General features: G+C 51.4%; 19 protein-coding genes. 9 read left to right on the top strand and 10 right to left on the bottom strand.

The window, feature by feature from the left end; genetic code table 11:
* Positions 1-28: 28 nt before the first annotated feature.
* The 9 genes from AXE65_RS11700 to AXE65_RS11660 all read right to left on the bottom strand — a co-directional run bounded on the left by AXE65_RS11700 (position 29) and on the right by AXE65_RS11660 (position 7,789).
* Positions 29-1,288, bottom strand: coding sequence for an NTP/NDP exchange transporter (locus AXE65_RS11700; RefSeq protein WP_153015467.1), 1,260 nt, complete (start codon positions 1,286-1,288; stop codon positions 29-31).
* 47 nt (positions 1,289-1,335) lie between these two features.
* The gene (locus tag AXE65_RS11695) at positions 1,336-1,587 is read right to left on the bottom strand and encodes an aldo/keto reductase (protein WP_068392625.1); all 252 of its coding nucleotides are present in this window, start codon (positions 1,585-1,587) and stop codon (positions 1,336-1,338) included.
* Between the two features lie 131 nt (positions 1,588-1,718).
* A complete protein-coding gene (locus AXE65_RS11690) occupies positions 1,719-2,360 on the bottom strand; it encodes an aldo/keto reductase (RefSeq protein WP_079214158.1) in 642 nt (213 codons plus the stop codon).
* A 44-nt stretch (positions 2,361-2,404) separates the two neighbouring features.
* Entirely contained in the window at positions 2,405-3,364 is a 960-nt protein-coding gene (locus AXE65_RS11685; RefSeq protein ID WP_079214157.1) for an aldo/keto reductase, read from the bottom strand.
* Positions 3,365-3,371: 7 nt separating this feature from the next.
* Positions 3,372-4,145 (bottom strand): pyrroline-5-carboxylate reductase, encoded by a 774-nt coding sequence (locus AXE65_RS11680; protein ID WP_068392613.1) that lies wholly within the window; start codon positions 4,143-4,145, stop codon positions 3,372-3,374.
* Between the two features lie 67 nt (positions 4,146-4,212).
* Positions 4,213-4,962, bottom strand: coding sequence for an SDR family oxidoreductase (locus tag AXE65_RS11675; RefSeq protein WP_068392663.1), 750 nt, complete (start codon positions 4,960-4,962; stop codon positions 4,213-4,215).
* 133 nt (positions 4,963-5,095) lie between these two features.
* Complete coding sequence (locus tag AXE65_RS11670) at positions 5,096-6,124, bottom strand: alpha/beta hydrolase (protein ID WP_068392611.1); 1,029 nt, start codon at positions 6,122-6,124, stop codon at positions 5,096-5,098.
* An 11-nt stretch (positions 6,125-6,135) separates the two neighbouring features.
* Positions 6,136-7,353 (bottom strand): MFS transporter, encoded by a 1,218-nt coding sequence (locus AXE65_RS11665; RefSeq protein WP_068392608.1) that lies wholly within the window; start codon positions 7,351-7,353, stop codon positions 6,136-6,138.
* Positions 7,346-7,789: a cyclophilin-like fold protein gene (locus tag AXE65_RS11660; RefSeq protein ID WP_239685090.1), complete on the bottom strand. Its 444-nt coding sequence runs from the start codon at positions 7,787-7,789 to the stop codon at positions 7,346-7,348. Before AXE65_RS11660 ends, AXE65_RS11665 begins: the two co-directional genes overlap by 8 nt.
* A 114-nt stretch (positions 7,790-7,903) precedes the next feature.
* Here AXE65_RS11660 and AXE65_RS11655 point away from each other — a divergent pair, with 114 nt between their 5' ends.
* The 7 genes from AXE65_RS11655 (at position 7,904) to AXE65_RS11625 (ending at position 15,000) form a co-directional block, all read left to right on the top strand.
* A complete protein-coding gene (locus tag AXE65_RS11655) occupies positions 7,904-8,797 on the top strand; it encodes a LysR family transcriptional regulator (protein WP_068392606.1) in 894 nt (297 codons plus the stop codon).
* 71 nt (positions 8,798-8,868) lie between these two features.
* Positions 8,869-10,158 carry an NAD(P)/FAD-dependent oxidoreductase gene (locus AXE65_RS11650; RefSeq protein ID WP_068392604.1) on the top strand — a complete coding sequence of 430 codons (1,290 nt, stop codon included), beginning with the start codon at positions 8,869-8,871 and terminating at the stop codon, positions 10,156-10,158.
* Positions 10,158-10,700 carry a helix-turn-helix domain-containing protein gene (locus tag AXE65_RS11645; RefSeq protein WP_068392601.1) on the top strand — a complete coding sequence of 181 codons (543 nt, stop codon included), beginning with the start codon at positions 10,158-10,160 and terminating at the stop codon, positions 10,698-10,700. The genes AXE65_RS11650 and AXE65_RS11645 overlap by 1 nt, the downstream gene beginning before the upstream one ends.
* 9 nt (positions 10,701-10,709) lie before the next feature.
* Complete coding sequence (locus tag AXE65_RS11640) at positions 10,710-12,053, top strand: glutamine synthetase family protein (protein ID WP_068392586.1); 1,344 nt, start codon at positions 10,710-10,712, stop codon at positions 12,051-12,053.
* A gap of 108 nt (positions 12,054-12,161) precedes the next feature.
* Positions 12,162-13,181: an SDH family Clp fold serine proteinase gene (locus tag AXE65_RS11635; protein ID WP_068392583.1), complete on the top strand. Its 1,020-nt coding sequence runs from the start codon at positions 12,162-12,164 to the stop codon at positions 13,179-13,181.
* 269 nt (positions 13,182-13,450) lie between these two features.
* Complete coding sequence (gene nadA / locus AXE65_RS11630) at positions 13,451-14,509, top strand: quinolinate synthase NadA (protein WP_068392581.1); 1,059 nt, start codon at positions 13,451-13,453, stop codon at positions 14,507-14,509.
* Between the two features lie 11 nt (positions 14,510-14,520).
* Entirely contained in the window at positions 14,521-15,000 is a 480-nt protein-coding gene (locus AXE65_RS11625; protein WP_068392577.1) for a YajQ family cyclic di-GMP-binding protein, read from the top strand.
* A 16-nt stretch (positions 15,001-15,016) separates the two neighbouring features.
* Here AXE65_RS11625 and AXE65_RS11620 read toward each other — a convergent pair whose 3' ends face one another.
* Complete coding sequence (locus tag AXE65_RS11620; RefSeq protein ID WP_068392574.1) at positions 15,017-17,182, bottom strand: patatin-like phospholipase family protein; 2,166 nt, start codon at positions 17,180-17,182, stop codon at positions 15,017-15,019.
* Between the two features lie 66 nt (positions 17,183-17,248).
* Between AXE65_RS11620 and AXE65_RS11615 the strand changes: the two genes are divergently transcribed.
* Both AXE65_RS11615 and AXE65_RS13650 read left to right on the top strand, forming a co-directional pair.
* Positions 17,249-17,545 (top strand): Rdx family protein, encoded by a 297-nt coding sequence (locus tag AXE65_RS11615; protein ID WP_068392572.1) that lies wholly within the window; start codon positions 17,249-17,251, stop codon positions 17,543-17,545.
* A 30-nt stretch (positions 17,546-17,575) separates the two neighbouring features.
* Positions 17,576-17,800, top strand: a complete 225-nt coding sequence (locus AXE65_RS13650; protein WP_153015465.1) for a hypothetical protein — start codon at positions 17,576-17,578, stop codon at positions 17,798-17,800.
* The last annotated feature ends 78 nt before the right edge of the window (positions 17,801-17,878 follow it).

Raw genomic sequence — 17,878 nt, 5'->3', positions numbered from 1 at the left:
AAAAAACGCCATTGTACTGACTGCGCCTTTATTGCGCCTTGGCATGACGACGCCCAAGCCAAATGCTTAAACCCAACCAGAGCACAGACAGCAGCACGGCGACCAACGGGATTTGCGCCAACGTCAAACCCAGCGCGATTAACGCGGCATAACTCCAACTGCCGACCTGGTCGCCTGCACGGTAGACCACGGTATCAATCACATTTTTTGCCTTGTAACGGTCTTCGCGGCTAACGGCGGTAAACAGCACTTCGCGCGCCGGTTTGGCAAAAGCGTAATTACTAACCCTTCTGGCCACTTGCGCAACCATTAAGGTAATAAGATTGGGATTATGGGTGAGCGCAGCAAAACCGGCGAGGCTAACCAAAGGCAAAATAATCAAGGTTAATACCATGCCGCCCGCTGAAAGCAGTCTCGAACTCACAAAGAGTTGCAGCAATAAAGTAAGGCCATTGCTCCATAAATCCATCTTGGCTAAAAAAGCGGTGCGTTCGGCGCGTTCAACAAAGTTTAATTCGATAATGCTCGCTTGCTGATAATACAAAAAAGTGGAAGTCACACTGTACAGCAGCATAAACAGCGCAATGCCGATTAAATAAGGCGAGCGCATACAGTGGGAAAAAGCCGACAACACGCCACCGCCAATGGGTGGTTCGCTGGTTTTGTTAATGGCCTTTGCGCTGTTTTTACGTGACAGGGCTAATACGCGCTGCGCTGCCAGCAGGGCGATTTCCAAAAAAACAATGGCCATCAGCAGTACGCCACTTCTATCCAAAAGTTCTACCCATTGTGATACGGTATAAGCGCCTAAAATACCGCCGGTGGTAGCGCCGGCGGCCAGTAAACCAAAGAGCCGTTTGCCTTGTTCGCCGCTAAATACATCGACCATCAGCGACCAAAACAGAGAAATGACAAATAGATTAAATACCGAAGACCAAATAAAAAATACTCGCCCAAGCCAAAGCTGCCAACTGTTTGCAGCAAATTGCAAAAATAATGCAAATAGCAATAAATTAGCCGCAAAAAATCGATAAGACAGTGCAATAAAACGCTGGCGCGACAGCCTGCGCACGGCCAAAGCAAATAATGGACTTAACGCCAGTGTGGCAATCAGCGTGGCGGTAAATAGCCAAGGTAAATTGCGTACGCCACCGGCAATACCCATTTCGTCACGAATGGGGCGTAGTAAATACCAGGCGAGAAATAGCGCAAGTACATATAAAAGCGACCATAATACTTGCGGCAGTTCTTGCGGCTCTACTTTAAAGGTACGCTGCAAATAGATCATGGCTTGTTGCATGACGGTTTTAGTCTTGGCTCTTGGCTTAACTACAATCAGGCAGGAAAGGCATTATCGAGTGTTGCCAAATCCTCTTTATCCAAAACTAGCCACTGCGCTTGGCTATTATCACGGATATGGGCAATATTGCCGGATTCGGCAATACAAATCACATTACCGCTGCGTAGCGTCCAGGCAATGGCAATCACTGCCGGGCTGACCTGATGTTTTTTGGCAACCATCAAAAGTTGCGGGTTTTTTAATAAATCCCCACCACGTCCCAGCGGGGTATAGGCCATTAACGGCATTTTATGGGTAATGCTCCAATCGAGCAGGCCGGAGGTTTCATTCCATTTCGCGTTAAAAACATGAATAATTCGACTCGGAGCGCATCCGAAGAATCTGGCATGGCCTTTGATTATTAATTCAGTTTCTAACGCTAATTAGAATCAATACTGCGGTCGGCCAAGCTATAACGCACTTGATTGACCGCACAGTTTTTACCGTCTTTAACGGTGAAAAGCGCCTGCATATCAGAGACGGAAAAATTGGAAACGCCCCAATGGCGGATTTTTCCTTCGGTTTTTAATGCTTCAAAGGTTTTTACTACCACTTGCAAGTCTTCTCCTGCGCGCCAATGCAGCAAATATAGATCCATGCTGTCGATACTTAAATGCTGTAAACTGCGCTGGCAAGCATGGCGAATAGCGTTTTCCGAAGTGGCATTTCTGGGCGCGATTTTGGAAACTACAAAAGCCTTATGGCGCCTTCCACTAATGACCCGCCCAACCATTTGCTCCGATATACCATTGCTATAAATTTCTGCGGTATCGATTAACCCCATGCCAAGTTGCAAGCCGCTTTTTAACGCGGTTTCTTCCTGTTCAATGGGGTGCCGACCGGTGGCAAGGCGTGCCGTGCCCATACCCAATATGGGGATTGGGCTGCCACCTGCCAGCTTTAAAGTTTTGCCTGCTGCTTGGGTTTGTTCGGCTAAAGCAGATAAGGGCAAGTAGCTTGCGGCTAAAGTAGTAGTCGTAAAAAGAGTGAATTGACGGCGACTGATAGTGGGCGCATTCATTTTATTGTCCTCGTGTTAAACCCATTAAAAATTGCGGGCTTGGCTTATGCTCCGCTCCAATGCGAGATATAACGTGCCGGGAAAGCAGCATCCAGCTTGTTTAAATCATCCTGGTCCAAGGCAATTGCTGCTGCGCTGGCATTATCTTTTATATGATTGATATTGCCGGACTCAGGAATGGAAATAGTCCAACCATTTCTTATGGTCCAGGCAATGGCAATAGCGGCAGGCGTACTCTGGTGTTTTTTGGCCACTTCGGCCAATAGCGGATTGCCTAATAAACTACCGCCACTGCCAAGCGGCGAATAAGCCATCAGCGGCATGCGGTTTTGCTCGCTCCATTCGGGTAGCTTCAAGGTTTCAATACTGCGGTCAGACAAACTGTAGCGCACTTGATTGGTTGCACAGTTTTTACCATTTTCCAGTGAATAGAGCCTTTGCATATCTTTGACATTAAAGTTGGAAACACCCCAATGGCGAATTTTACCTTCTTGTTTCAACGCCTCAAAGGTAGCTACCACCGTTTGCAAGTCTTTAACGCCAGCAGGCCAATGCAATAAATACATATCCATATAGTGGGTATTTAAATTACGCAAACTGCGTTCACAAGAGTGACGAATGCTACGCTCTGATAAAGCATTCTGTGGTGATATTTTGGAGACCACAAAGACTTCTTGGCGCTTATCAGCAATGACCCGTGCAACCAATTGCTCGGACGCACCGTTGCTGTACATTTCGGCGGTATCAATTAAACGCATACCCAAAGATAAGCCTAAGTTTAATGCGGCCTGCTCTTCGGCAAGCGGTCTGCGACCCGCCGCCAAGTGCCAGGAACCCATACCCAGTGCAGGCATTTGGCTGCCATCGGGAAGAGTAACGGTTTTTAATGCGGGCATGGTATTTCCTTGAGTTTGTGCCAAAGCCAACTGAGGATATTGACTGGAAAGTAATGCCGCGCTGCCTAGTAAGGTAAATTGTCTGCGGCTGATCAGAGAAGTGTGCATATTGACCTCATGATTTTTCACCTAATGCAGCGGCAAAGGCTTTTAATAAAGCCGCGTTGCCACCAAAGTCTTCAAAGCGCCGGGCGATAAGCTCGTTAGTGCCACCGGGCGTGGAGTATTCATCTTGTAGCGCTTTAAAGTCTGGATTATCTTGGCTCTTGCTTTGCTGTGCGAGACTGGCAAACAGGTTGCTGATATAGTGATTGGCCGCCTCTGGCGCTAAGCCTTGTTGGCTTAGCCAATTAGCACAAAGCCCGGCAAATTTAAAATAAATGCCCATGGTTGAGCCGCCCAGCATAAACAGATCAAACTGCTTTTCATCCTCGGCGACTATCACGCCGCCGGTCTGTTCAAAAATACCGTGCAGGGTGGGTTCATTGGGAAATATTGGCGTAGTGCTCTGGTGTTTTTCAATAAAGGGCAGGGGCACGGCACGATAAACTTTATCGATAGTGGCTCTGCAATATTCGGCAATTTGTGCACGGCTGATGGTTGGCACCAAGCTCACAATAACCTTGGCATGGCTGAAATTGAGCTTGCCAAGTTCTTCGGCGACTATCTGGCGGTGCAGGGCGATAAATACAATATCACTGCTGTCGATAACCTGCTGGTTATTTTCAGTAACAACGACTGATTTAAAATCTGCCGCCAGTTGCTTTGCTCGCTGCTGATTGCGTGGGGAAACTGCAATTTGCGCGTTAAGGGCCGCAACCGTACAAATACCACGAACAACCGCCTCGCTGATGGTGCCAGTGCCTAAAAAGCCTAATTTCAATGACATAAGGATTGCTCCCGACTCCTGATAAAAAGAGCGCTCAGCATACCAGCGAGGCGTTTACCGGCAAGCCTTAAAATACCTGTCTGGATGGGCGAATGCTGATGTCGTTGATGGCAACATCCGTCGGTTGCTCCAGCGCATAAACTACGGCACGGGCGACTGCATCGGCAGAAATATTGCCGTAGCTATCGTAAAACGCCTGCACGGCGGCGCGGCTTTCTTTATCGTTAATACTGTTTACCAGTTCGGTTTGGATAGCGCCGGGATACAAGCAGGTCACGCGAATACCCTCTTCGGCGACTTCTTCGCGCAGCCCTTCACTAATGGCTTTAACCGCAAACTTGGTCGCGCTGTAAACAGTAGCACGACCACTGGCGACTTTAAGTCCAGCCACTGAGGACATATTGATAATATGCCCCGCTCTACGCTCGCGCATTATCGGCAGTACCGCAGCAATGCTGTAGAGCACGCCTTTGATATTGACATCAATCATATTGTCCCATTCATCTACTTGCACTTTATATAAAGGTGCTTGCGGCATAATTCCAGCATTGGCAAATAAAACATCCACTGCGGCGAATTGCTTTTGCGCGGTTTTAATCAGGTTATCGACTTCGCTCCGATTGCTGACATCGGTTTTAACGGCAATGGCTTGTCCGCCTGCCTTAATAATATCGGCGGCGAGTTGTTGCAGTCGTTCCAGTCTTCGCGCGGCGAGTACCAGGCGAGCGCCTTTGGTTGCCAAAAGTCTTGCCGTGGCTTCACCCAATCCACTGGATGCGCCGGTAATAACAATGACTTTATCCTTGATGCTGTTCATAAAAATTTTCTCAATGGTGGAATGTTTTAGCAGGTTTTGTGCATACACTGGGCTACTCGCAATCAATGCGCCTGCTGCGCTACTTACAATAAATGCGGCACTGCTTGCAATAAATGCTCTTCGTTTCATGGCATTATAGATTGCGCTGGAAAAAGTCCGTTAGTTTATCAAAGGGAATTAAATCAGCACGGTCGTATAAATCGACATGATTGGCATCTTTGACCCAAAATAACTCTTTAGGTTCACTCGCTTTTTGATAGGCCTGCTCGCTAAATTCTTTGGAATGTGCGCTGCTGCCTGCAATAAATAACAGCGGTCTTGGCGAGATGCTTTCAATATCATTAAAGGGATAGAAGTTAAGGAACTTGATTTCTCCGCTTAATGTACGGTTTTGGGTTTGCTCAAGGCTTGATCCTTCTGGAATATGTGCGCCGCGTGCGGTTCGGTAAAAGCTGTGATACATCCGCGTGACCGTATCCGCGTCTTCAGGCAGTTTTTCGGGTAAATAATCAAGAAAAATCGGTTCGCCGCTGGTAAATTCCAGATTGCGCTGTTTGGATGCTTGGGCAGTCATGGCTTTGCGTTGTTCCAGTGTTCTGGAATGGTTATAGCCATTACGGGTAACAGCGCCCATATCGTACATACTGACGGTGGCAATGGCTTTTAACCTTGGGTCTATTTTGGCGGCGCTAATAGCAAAACCGCCGCTGCCACAAATACCGAGTACACCGATTTTATCGCGGTCAACCTGTGGCAGAGCACTTAAAAAATCCGCAGCGGCATTAAAGTCTTCCGTATACATATCGGGCAATACTGCATTGCGTGGCGAGCCTTCGCTTTCACCCCAAAACGATAAATCAATGGCCAAAGTAATAAAGCCCTGTTCGGCCAGTTTTTGTGTGTACAGGTTGGACGATTGCTCTTTAACCGCGCCCATTGGATGACCGACGATAATGGCCGGATATTGTTTGTCTTTAGCAAGATTTTTGGGCATAAACAGATTGCCGACAACCTTCATTTGATATTGGTTGTTAAAGCGCACTTTTTCTGTGCTGAGTTGCTGGCTTTGATAAAAGTTATCATAAGTCTTTATATCGGCGGCTTCTGCCGAAATAATAGCAAGACTGCTTAGTAAGCCAAGGGTTGCAGCAAAGGGTTTCATGATTCACTCCTTCAGGCGAGTTGTGCTGGTTTGTTGCTGTGGTCAAGATGGCATGACCTTCTTGCAAGTAGCCAGCAAAAGGCAGCAGCGCTTAGTAGCAATGCCGTACTGAAACTAAAGGTGCTCGCGTAGCCTGCTTGGTCAAATAATTGACCGCCGATAATGGAACCCAAACCAATGGCGAGTTGAATAACTGCAACCATTAACGCGCCGCCGCTTTCGGCATTGTGCGGCAAGGTTTTAGCCAGCCAACTCCACCAGCCTACCGGTGCGGCAGTGCCCAAGAGTCCCCAAATCCCCAGCAGCACCACTGTGGCGGGCAAATAATGTCCAAAGCCTATTAAAGCGCTGGCAATCAGCGCCATAAAAATCGGAACTCCGCCCAATACGCCATATAAGCTGCGCTTTAATACAAAACCAATCAGCAGATTGCCGATAAGACCCATGATACCGATCACCAGTAAAATCAGTGACAGATGCTCGGCATGATTCACTTGAGTGATGGTTTCCAAAAATGGGCGGATATAGGTAAATAAAGCAAACTGCCCCATAAAGAATAAGCCGCAGGCCAGCATGCCCAAACTTAAGCTTCTTTGTGAAACAAGCAATTTAAATACATTGGTGGTGTGTCCCGTAGCTACTGTTTGAGTTAATGCGGGCAAGGCCGGCAGGCTAAAGCGTTGCCAAAGTGCGGTGATCAGCGAAAGTGGCAGCAGCAGTAAAAATACCCCGCGCCAGCCGATTAGCCCGCCCAAATAACTGCCCAAAGGGGCGGCTAAAATGGTTGCCAGTGCATTGCCACCATTAAATACCGCCATTGCCTTGGGGATTTTATCGGCGGATACCAGGCGCATGGCTACGGCGACCGACATTGACCAAAAGCCGCCGACTACTACGCCAATCAAGGCGCGTCCGCTCATATATATCCAGTAGCTTTCGGCGAGGGCAATCAACAGGCCGGATAAGCCCATCAGTGCGGTCATGATTAAAAGCACATTGCGGCGGTCGCGCTTGCCCAGCAACTTGGGTAATAACAATGAGGTCAATACGGCAAACAGGCCAGAAATACCAATACCCCAACCGGCCATGCCCTCGCTGACTTTTAAATCAGCGGCAATCGGGGTCAGCAGGCTGACCGGCATAAACTCCGAAGCAATCAATACAAAAGCACAAAAGGACATGGCGAATACGCCAAGCCAATAATTACCTGGTAAAGCCGCTTTAGTCATGTTGGATTAACTCAATACGAACTGGAAAAGGGCCATTTTGTTGCAGTAGTTCAAAACCGCTATCGATTTTTCCAAGCGGCAATAATCCTTTTGAATAACGAAAATCTTCAAGAAAAACGGCGATATTGCCCCAGGGGGCGTAATAGGATAAATCGCCGGTTTTTGGCGTGCTGCCTGCGGGTGCATTTTTATCGCTTAGCCTGCGCGGTAAATAAGCAATGCGTTCATTGGCGTAGTTTTCCATGGTTAAAGAGATCGGCAGCAGAGCGATAAAATCCCGTGTTTGCGGGTTGTCATAAAGCGTTGCGGCAATGCTTTTATCGTTAAGCAGCAGGCGGATTTTCATGGGTTTCTCTTCGGCAACGGCGGTTGTGGCGAGTATCAAGACAAGTAGCGGCAAATAGCGAATAAGCAATAAAGAGCGCGGTATATTCATGGCGGTCAAGGATGGTAAAGGAGGGAATGCGCTGATTGTGGGCAATCAATATTGCAATAACTAGCCGGTAAATTATGATTGTTCTTATAAGTTTGGCTAATGAGTGGTGGCGTAATGTCCAGTGAAAAGTTTGATGATTTGTACGTTTTTTTATGCGTGGCGCGTGAGGGCAGCTTTACTCGCGCCGCCAATAAGCTCGGCGTTAGCCAGTCGGCGTTAAGCCAAACCGTGCGGGCGCTGGAAGAGCGCTTGCAAATCCGCCTGCTCACTCGCACCACGCGCAGCGTTTCGCCGACCGCTGCCGGAGAACGGCTGTTGGCAACCTTGGCGCCCAATCTGGATGGGATTGCCGCCGAGCTTGAGTTGTTGCGCGAGCAACGCGATAAACCGGCGGGCAGGGTGCGTATTACCTGTAGCGATAACGTACTGCGCTTTTTGGTACTGCCAAAATTGCTGCCCATCTTGCGCGAATATCCGGACATTCAACTGGAATTTGACATCAATAACGGCTTTCGCAATATCGTCGCCGACCGTTTTGATGCCGGTATCCGCCTGGGCGAGGCGATTGACCGTGACATGATTGCCGTGCCGATCGAGCCACCAGTGCGCATGTGCGCGGTCGCCTCGGCGGATTATCTGGCGCGGCATGGCGTGCCGCAGCATCCACAGGATTTATTGCAACATCGTTGTATCAACCTGCGCATGCAAAGCGCGGGCGGGCTGTACGCTTGGGAGTTTGAGAAAGACGGGCGCACCCTTAATGTGCGGGTGGACGGGCCTTTGATATTTAATTGCGCTCCACCCATAGTCGATGCCGCGCTGGCCGGATTGGGCATTGCTTTTCTCGGCGAGATGGATTTTGCAAAGTACCTGCAAGACGGTCGCTTGCAGCGTGTTTTGGCCGATTGGTGTCCACCCTTTGCCGGACATCATCTGTACTACCCCAGTCGCAAGCAGCCGACAGCGGTCTTTAAGTTAGTGGTTGAAGCATTGCGCTGGACAGAATGAAATTTATCGGCTATTTTTCATGAAAAATAGTAGTTAAATTTCATCCAAACCGCTAATAACGAGCGCCGCCTATGTTTCAACAATCCACTGAATACCCCTGCACTTGGTACGCGGCCAGCTACCCGAGCAAGCTCCCGGAGCGTGCGCCGCTGTCCGGGCAGAAGACGGCGGATATCGCTATCGTCGGCGGCGGCTTTAGCGGGCTGCACTGCGCCTTGCGTCTGGCGCTCGCCGGTAAAAAAGTGCTGCTGCTGGAAGCCAGCCGCGTGGCTTTTGCCGCCTCCGGCCGCAACGGCGGACAGGCACTGCTGGGATGGTCGTGCGATATGGCACCGCTTGCAAAATCCTTAGGGGTCGAACGCACCCGTATATTGTGGGAAAGCATGCGCTGGGCGGCCAAGGAAATCCGTGAACTGCCCGCACGGCACGGCTTTGAGGTGGATTATCAGCCCGGCAGCCTGTGGAGCGCGGTGATGCCGCGCCGTGTGCGTCTATTGCAAGAAGCGCAAGAAGAGATGGCGGAACAATACGGCTACGACCTGCTGCGTTTGATTGATAAGCAGCAACTGCCCGATTGGATTGGCAGCGAGCGCTATCAGGCCGCGCTCTACGACCCCGAAGGCGGGCATTTAAATCCGCTAAAACTCGCGCAAGGGCTGGCGAGCGCGATTGAAGCGGCGGGCGGGCGCATTTATGAACAAAGTCGCGTCATCAGCATTTGCCGCGAGGGTGACGGCTGGCGCTTGTCGCTGGCGGACGGCGGAGTAAAGTCCGACCTGCTGATTTTGGCCTGCAACGCCTATATCGACCAATTGGACAACAGCGTATCGGCACGCATGCTGCCGGTTGGCAATTATCAGGTGGCCACTGCGCCGCTGGATGAAAGCCTCGCCCGCTCGCTGCTGCCACAAAATAGCTGCGTGATCGATAACCAATTTGTGCCGGATTATTTTCGCCTGACCGCGGATAACCGCCTACTGTTTGGCGGCGGCTGCACTTACTTTGGCGGCCTGCCAGACGATATTGCTGCGGCTACTCGCCCCTATCTGGAACGCGCCTTCCCTCAACTTAAAGGTGTGGCGATTGAGTACGGCTGGGGTGGGCATTTGGACTGCACCCTAAGGCGCACGCCGGATATTGGCGAAAGCGGCGGAAAATACTGGATGCAGGGCTTTTCTGGCCACGGCGTGCTGCCGACTTTAGCCGCCGCGCGGGCGGTAACTGAGGCGATTTTGGGCGACCGCGGCCTGCTCGACATCTACCAAGCTATCGGCAATCCGCGTTTTCCCGGTGGCACCTTGCTGCGAGCGCCGATTGAAGCGGCGGGCAAGGCTTGGTACCGATTACGCGACCTGTTTTGATGGAAAGCGATTTAGCCGCCTTGCTGCGCGATTTACGCAAGCGCAAGGGCGTGACCTTAAGCGATTTGGCGCAGCGTATCGGTCGCTCGACCGGCTTTCTCTCGCAAGTCGAGCGCGGCCTGTCGCAGCCGACGGTTGCCGATCTAACCGCTATCAGCGGGGCATTAGGCGTGCCGACCACCTGGTTTTATCTGCCGGAAAAACCGCGAGCGCTGCCTTGGGTGACGCGCCCTGATGAGCGCCGCACGCTGCGCTACGAAGGCGGCATTACCGATGTGCTGGTATCGCCTGCACTGTCGGGTACGTTTTTTATGCTGGAAAGCCATCTTGCGCCGAATGCCAGCAGCGGTGAACGTCCTTTGGATGACCGCTCGGAACAGGGCGGTTTTGTCCTCGAAGGCCAGCTTGCCATCTGGTACGGCGAGCAGGCTGAGCCGGTTATCCTGCACCCTGGTGATGCCTTCCAACTGCCGCCGCATGCACAGTTTCGCTACGCCAACTTAACCCGCCAACCCGCCCGCGTACTGTGGGTATTTACCTGAAGGCTACTTATGAATAACCAACAAAATCAGCTTATTGAAGAAGTTCGTGCGTTTCGCGCGGCCCATCCCGATACCCGCTATGTGGATTTAATCAGTCTGGATATGTCTAACCATTTCTATGGCAAGCGCTATCCCATTGAAATGCTGGAAAAAGTCGCCGCCGGCAGTCCACTTAAAGTACCGCAAAACTGCGTACAAATCGGCACCATGGGCGGCCTTTACCCGATTGGCGACTACTGCTTTGCCGACGGCGACCCGGATGCCCGCCGCCGCCTGATCCCCGGCACGCTTAAAACCGTGCGCTGGGAAAACCGCCCGCTGGGGCAGATGCTGATCAGCTCCGACGGCACGGAAAACCCCATTGAATTTGAACCGCGCGAAGTGCTCGCCCGCGTGCTTGATCGGCTGGCGGCACGCGGGATATTCCCAACGGTTGCCTTTGAACTGGAGTTCTACCTGTTTGAGGCGGCGCTCAAAGAGGGCTTGCCGCAGTTTCCGCGCGACCGAGCCACGGGTGATGCGGACGACCAGCCGCATATGCACATTGAGCGCCTGTCGCGCTTTGCCGATGTGCTGCATGAAGTGGTCGATGCCGCGCAGGAGCAAGGCATTGCCGCCAACGTCATCAGCGCAGAACTGGGCTGCGGCCAGTTTGAAATCAACTTCGGCCACTGCGAAGACGGCCTCAAAGCCGCCGACTGGGCGGCGCTGTTTTGCCGCAGCACTAAAGGCGTTGCGCTTAAACAGGGGCTGCGCGCGAGTTTTATCAGCAAACCCTACCTGCACGCCCCGGGCAGCGGCATGCACGTGCATGTAAGCCTCTACGACAAAAATAAGCAAAACCTGCTGGCCGCAAACGGCGGACAACCGCTGCGCCACGCGGTAGCCGGATGCCTTGCGCTGTTGCCGCACTGCATGCCGATATTTGCGCCAAACCACAACGCCTTTCGCCGCTACGGCATGGTCAACTCGGCCACCCGCGCCAGTTGGGGCTTTGAAGACCGCGATGCCTGCATCCGCATCCCTGAATCCAGCGAGCAGCATCTGCGTATTGAGCACCGCTTGGCCGGTGCCGATGCCAACCCCTACTTGGTCTTGGCCGCCATCTTGGCTGGAATGGAACACGGGCTTGACAGCCAGCAAGACCCCATAGCCCCACTCAATGAAAACCGCGAAAGCGGCATTGATTTCCCCAAAGACATGCCCGCTGCCGTGGCTGCCATGCAAAACCATAAGATATTGGAAGATAAACTGGGCAAAGAGTTTCTGTTTGTCTACAGCGAACTGAAACGCCAGGACCATTTAGCCTTTATGAATGAAATCAGCGCGAGGGAATACCGCTGGTTTTTGTAATTTTTGCTGTAAAGTAGCTCATATTGCGCTCACCTAACCCTCTCTTATAAATGGGAGGGTTGGGGAGAGGGAAAACACTTAAAAAATCACAGCAGGGTTTAAATACGCATGGATAGTTCTGCAGATAACGCAAGCACGGCAAAAATCAAACAACCACCGGTACTCTTTAGCAAAACCCAAGCACTGTTATCGCGTATTGGTAAACGCCTTAATGCACCGGTTCTTGCTTATTGGAACTCCCCGCGAGGCAGTATTTGCCACGGCGATGTGATGGCGGCTTATGCCTTGCTCGAACGTTTAGGTCAGCATGAAACCATTTACCTGTTTGTAAAATCCGATGGTGGTAATGGACAAGCTTCATTGCGACTGATGAATTTAATTCGCCAACATGCCGGACAAGTCAAACTGCTCGCCCCGCTGGAATGTTCATCGGCAGCCACCATGCTGGCGCTCGGTGCGGATGAAATACAGATGGGGCCGATGGCCTATTTAACCGCGGTGGACACTTCATTAACCCATGAACTGTCCCCACTGGATAGAGAAAACGACCGCGTTAGCGTGAGTTTGGATGAATTAAACCGGGTGATTGGCCGCTGGAATACGGAAAACTCCCAAGCCAACTTAAATGCCTATCAAGCCTTGTTTCAATATGTGCATCCCTTGGTGATTGGCGCGGTAGATAGAGCCAGCAGTTTAAGCGTCATGCTCTGCCGTGAATTGCTTTCTTATCATCTAACCGATGAAAGCAAAATTATGGAAATTGCCCATACGCTTAATGCCAAATACCCGTCCCACGGTTATCCCATTATGCGTGGTGAAGCCAAGAAAATCGGCCTTAATGTACTGCCAATGGATAAGCAGGTTAATGATGATTTATTGGCGCTTAATTTGCTCTATGGTGAAATGGGACAACGTGCCACCACCGATTTTGACGAATTCCGCTCGCACAGCAATGAAATCATTAATATTCTGGAGGTCGAAGGCCAGCAGATTTACTTCCAAAATGATAAAGACTGGTTCTACCGCAACGAAGAACGCCGCTGGATAACCATGAACGACAACTCCAACTGGCGCGTACTGCGCAGTGTAGAGGGACGTTTGCGCAAAGAGGTATTTCATATCGCTTAAATCGTATAGCCGGATAACAATAATCATAAATAGCGCAAGCAGTGGCCTGCTGCCCATTAGCGGCAAAATTTGGCGACAGTACTTACAATAAATAACGGGCTAAGCAGGCCATACGCGAGGCTGCCATATGGCGGTATCGATAATGCCTGCTGGCATTTTTGGTTTTTCCTCTTGGACGCAAGTGGGCGAGGGGAGTGGCTTTTGTTGGAAGGTTGCGGGCTGCGTATAATGCGCCGCTTAACCGTGAACAGACCCCAAGCAGACCCAAAATGGTACAGATAGCCGAACGCCTGCTGGTGCAGGCACACTTGGATGCCAAGCAGATCAAGCCACCCTCGGCGGATGAGCAGGCGTACTATCGCGAGGCGATTGGCGAACAGCTTAAGGCGCACAATGCGGTGCTGGTGGCTCACTATTATTGCGACCCGCTTTTGCAGAGCCTTGCCGAAGAAACCGGCGGTTGTGTGGCGGACTCGTTGGAGATGGCGCGTTTTGGCAGCCAAAGTAACGCGCAAACCTTGGTAGTGGCCGGAGTTCGCTTTATGGGCGAGACGGCAAAAATCTTAAGCCCGCACAAGCGCGTGTTAATGCCGACACTGGAGGCGACCTGTTCGCTGGATTTGGGCTGTCCGGTTTACGAGCTTTCCGCACTTTGTGATCAGCACCCCGAACGCACTTTGGTGGTTTACGCCAATACTTCGGCGGCGGTTAAAGCGCAGGCGGATTGGGTGGTCACTTCCAGTTGTGCGCTGGAAATTGTCGAGAGCCTGATGGATAACGGTGAAAAAATCCTCTGGGCTCCGGATAAACATTTAGGGCGTTATATTCAGCAGCAAACCGGTGCGGATATGCTGTTTTGGGACGGTGCCTGTATTGTTCATGAAGAATTTAAATCGCGCCAACTGGAAGATATGCGTGCACTTTATCCTGATGCTGCGGTCTTGGTGCATCCCGAATCACCCGATACTGTGGTTGCATTGGCCGATGCGGTCGGCTCGACCAGCCAATTGATTAAAGCCGCGCAAACACTGCCTAATTCCACCTTTATTGTGGCGACTGACCGCGGCATTTTTTATAAAATGCAGCAGCTTTGTCCGGATAAAACCTTTATTGCTGCGCCGACTGCCGGTAATGGCGCAACCTGCCGTAGTTGTGCCAGTTGCCCGTGGATGGCGATGAATACTTTACAGCGCACATTGGAATGTTTAACGCAAGGCAAAGGTGAAGTCTTGGTTGACCCGGCGTTGATTCCACGTGCCATGCGCCCGCTTGAGCGGATGCTTGACTTTACTCAAAACGCTAGCTTGAAATTAACTGGCAATAGTTAAAAGGAAATACCATGCCTTCTTTTGATGTGGTTTCGGAACTGTCCGGCCATGAATTAACCAACGCGCTGGATAATGCCAGTAAAGAGCTTTCCAGGCGTTTTGATTTGCGCGATAAATGCCGTTTTGAAGCGGCTGACAAGCAAGTTAAACTCTGTGCTGAAGCGGATTTTATGCTGGAACAAATGCTCGATATTTTACGCAGTTGTTTGGTTAAACGGAAAATCGACCTTAAATGCATGGATATTAAAGAGGCCAAGGCTTCCGGCAAAGAGATGCAGCAGGAGGTTTATTTTAAGGAAGGGATTGATAAGGAACTCGGAAAAAAAATTACCGCGCATATTAAAAACAGCAAGCTAAAAGTACAGGCAGCCATTCAAGGCGAACAAGTGCGCGTATCCGGTAAAAAGCGCGACGATTTGCAAGAGGCCATCGCCAGTTTGCGTGAAGCGAACTTTGATTTGCCATTACAGTTTAATAACTTTCGTGATTAAACCTGACTGATCCTCATTAAAAAGTCTGGCCAAAATTTAAATACAACGCGCTTCTGTGCATATCGTTAATACCGTAACTTAAACTCAGCGGACCAAGCGGTGTGTCAAAAGCAAAAAATACGCTGCCCGCTTTGATATAGCCGGTATCAAAAGTGGCACTGTCGTTATTCCAGGCCCGCCCGTACTCCAAGGAGCTGCCTAAATACAGGGGGAAGTTGAGCAGTGCATTTTGCGAAGTCAATCTTCGATAATAAATCGCACGTGCCAAGCTGATGTTTTGCCCGTTTAAGGCGTTTTGGCGAAAACCGGACAGTTGCCTTGCGCCGCCAATTTCAAAGCTGGAGCTGACCACGTCGACTTTATCCAAAGTACGCCCGTAACGCCCGCCCAGCAGCCAGTTGTTGCGGCCATGATTGAATGCTTGGTCGATATTAAATTGCCAGCGCCGGTAATTGCTGTCGCTGCCTAAGTCTTTGTGGTATTGACGCAATTCCAGCGCCATCTGGCGACCGCTGTGCGGGAAGTTGACGTTATCCAGACTGTCATAGGCGTAAGTCAACTCATAAAAGCCTTCGCTAAAGTGATAGTCCGCAAGGCGGCTATCGCCGATGCGTACTTTGGCCTCGCCCCAGTTATGACCAATGCCAAAACGCAATTCACCGCGATTGCCAATCTGCCGCCCCAGATTAAGGCCAAGTCCGTAGCGGGTGAGGCGGTAACGGGCAATCGGGTCTTTGCTGGCGGCGCTAAACAATTCGGCATTGCGCGCCTCGGAAAGCAGCCAAGGAGCCACAAAATAGCGCGAGCCGACATCCAGCGGCTGGTAAAACTCGCTGTAAAGCTCTTGACGGTCGCCTAATTGGCCGCGCGTGAGCCATTCTGCGCCGAGCCGGTTAATGCCGTTAAGGCGGGCGCTGGCGGCGAGATTGAAATGGCTTTCGCCGCGCAAATCGTCGGAAAAGCTAAAACCCAAGCGCAGATAGTTGCTGCCGGAACGCTTGCCGATCGCCTGGATAATCAGAGTGTTGTCGCTGATGCGGTATTTCACCTGGTCGAAATAATCAAGGCCATAGAGCGTTGCCATATCGGATTTCAGCCGATTTAAGTTAAGCGGCGCGTTAAGCGGTTGGTGAATATGGCTGCGGATCACCGCACTGCTGATTTTCGACGTGTTTTCAATGTGGATGGCGGCAATCAACGGTTGCTGCTGGTTAGGCGAGGGCGCTTCAAGGGTTCGGCGGCGCGGTAAGTCGGCAAGTTTTGGGGCGAGTTGCTTGGCGGCTTGGTAGCCCGCTTCAATAATCGCTTGGGTATGGCTAAAGTCGCCGCTGTTGTAAGCAGAAAGCGCCGGTGCAATCAAAATATCGGCAGAGCTGAGTGTTGCCAGTTGCGCTTCAGAATTTTTGCGCGTCATCAGCGTGGTGGTTTGATTGAGCACATCAAATACGTTTTTTAATGCTTCGCGCTGGGCGAGTGGCGTGCCAATGTCGATGGCGATAATGCGTGTTGCGCCCATTTGCCGCGCGACATCAATCGGGATGTTATCGACCATGCCGCCGTCGACCAGCAAGCGTCCGTCCACTTCCGCCGGGGCAAAGACCGCCGGAATGGACATGCTGGCGCGTATCGCCTGTGGCAGATGACCGCTGGCAAACACCACTTTTTCGCCGCTGGCAATGTCGGTTGCGACCGCGCGAAAGGGTATCGGCAGTTGGTCAAAATCGCTGATCTCGCTGCGCTGTACCAGCCAGTTTTCCAGCAGCAGATTAAGGTTTTGCCCCTGCACCATGCCCAGTGGCAGCCCCAAACTGCCGTCGTCGCGGAAGCTGATATTTTGTTTGATCAAAAAATCGCGGTCATCCTGCTTGCGGCGAAAGGGAATTTGCGGACGCGGCGGCGTATCGGAAAGCGCCCATTGCCAATCGAGTTCCAGCACCATGCGTTCCAGTTCCGCCGCTTTGTAGCCCGCCGCATACAGCCCGCCAACCGCCGCTCCCATGCTGGTTCCGGTGATAAAATCAATGGCAACGCCTTGTTCTTCCAGCGCTTTTAACACGCCGATATGGGCAAGCCCCCTGGCCGCACCGCCGGATAGCACCAAGCCCACCTTCGCGCGCTCATCGGCGTAAAGGGTAAAAGGAATCAATAAGAGTGAGAGCAACCAGCAACGCAAGGCATCCATGACGGCGGCTTTGGCAGGGAAAAAGGCGGACTATTATAGACAATGCCCAGCTACTGAGCCGTTGTGATGACAAAACCCGAAGTGTGTATTCGCTACTGTCCGCGTTGCGGCTGGCTGCTGCGCGCCGCTTGGTTGGCGCAGGAGCTGCTCAGCACCTTTGCAGATGACCTCGCCCGCGTCAGCCTGGAACCCGCACAAAGCGGCGTATTTCAAATTCTCTGTGGCGAAGTTGAAATTTGGGAGCGCAAACAAGACGGCGGCTTTCCCGAGGCCAAGGTACTCAAACAAAGGCTGCGCGACCTGATTGCTCCCGAACGCCATCTGGGTCACAGCGAGCAAAAGGGCTTGGTCGGACTAAGCTAAAACAGCCGCTTGGGCAAAAACCTGCGTGCCTTGAGCCTCAGCCCCAAGCGATTTTTGCTGAAAGCCATTGGGCAGGAGAACACCATCGTGCGCAGTTCAATGGAAGCGGTTTGCTGTCTGCAAATCGTTCGTCCACCGATGTTTTTTTGCACGGCTCTGGCGGCGCTTGGACTGCTGGCAAGTCCGGCGGGATTGGCTGATTTCATTGCCGATAAAACAATCACCTTCAGCACCACTAATTTGTATGGGTCTTAGGAAGCAAACGCGATCAAAGCGGCTGTTCACGCAGTAATTTTAGCAAGGCCAGATAGATGTTTTCATGTCGATGATTGA

The organism is Ventosimonas gracilis (assembly GCF_001580025.1).
GTDB classification, from domain to species: domain Bacteria; phylum Pseudomonadota; class Gammaproteobacteria; order Pseudomonadales; family Pseudomonadaceae; genus Ventosimonas; species Ventosimonas gracilis.
The sequence above is the reverse complement of the archived record's forward strand: the minus strand, read 5'-3'. Positions and strand labels throughout refer to the sequence as shown.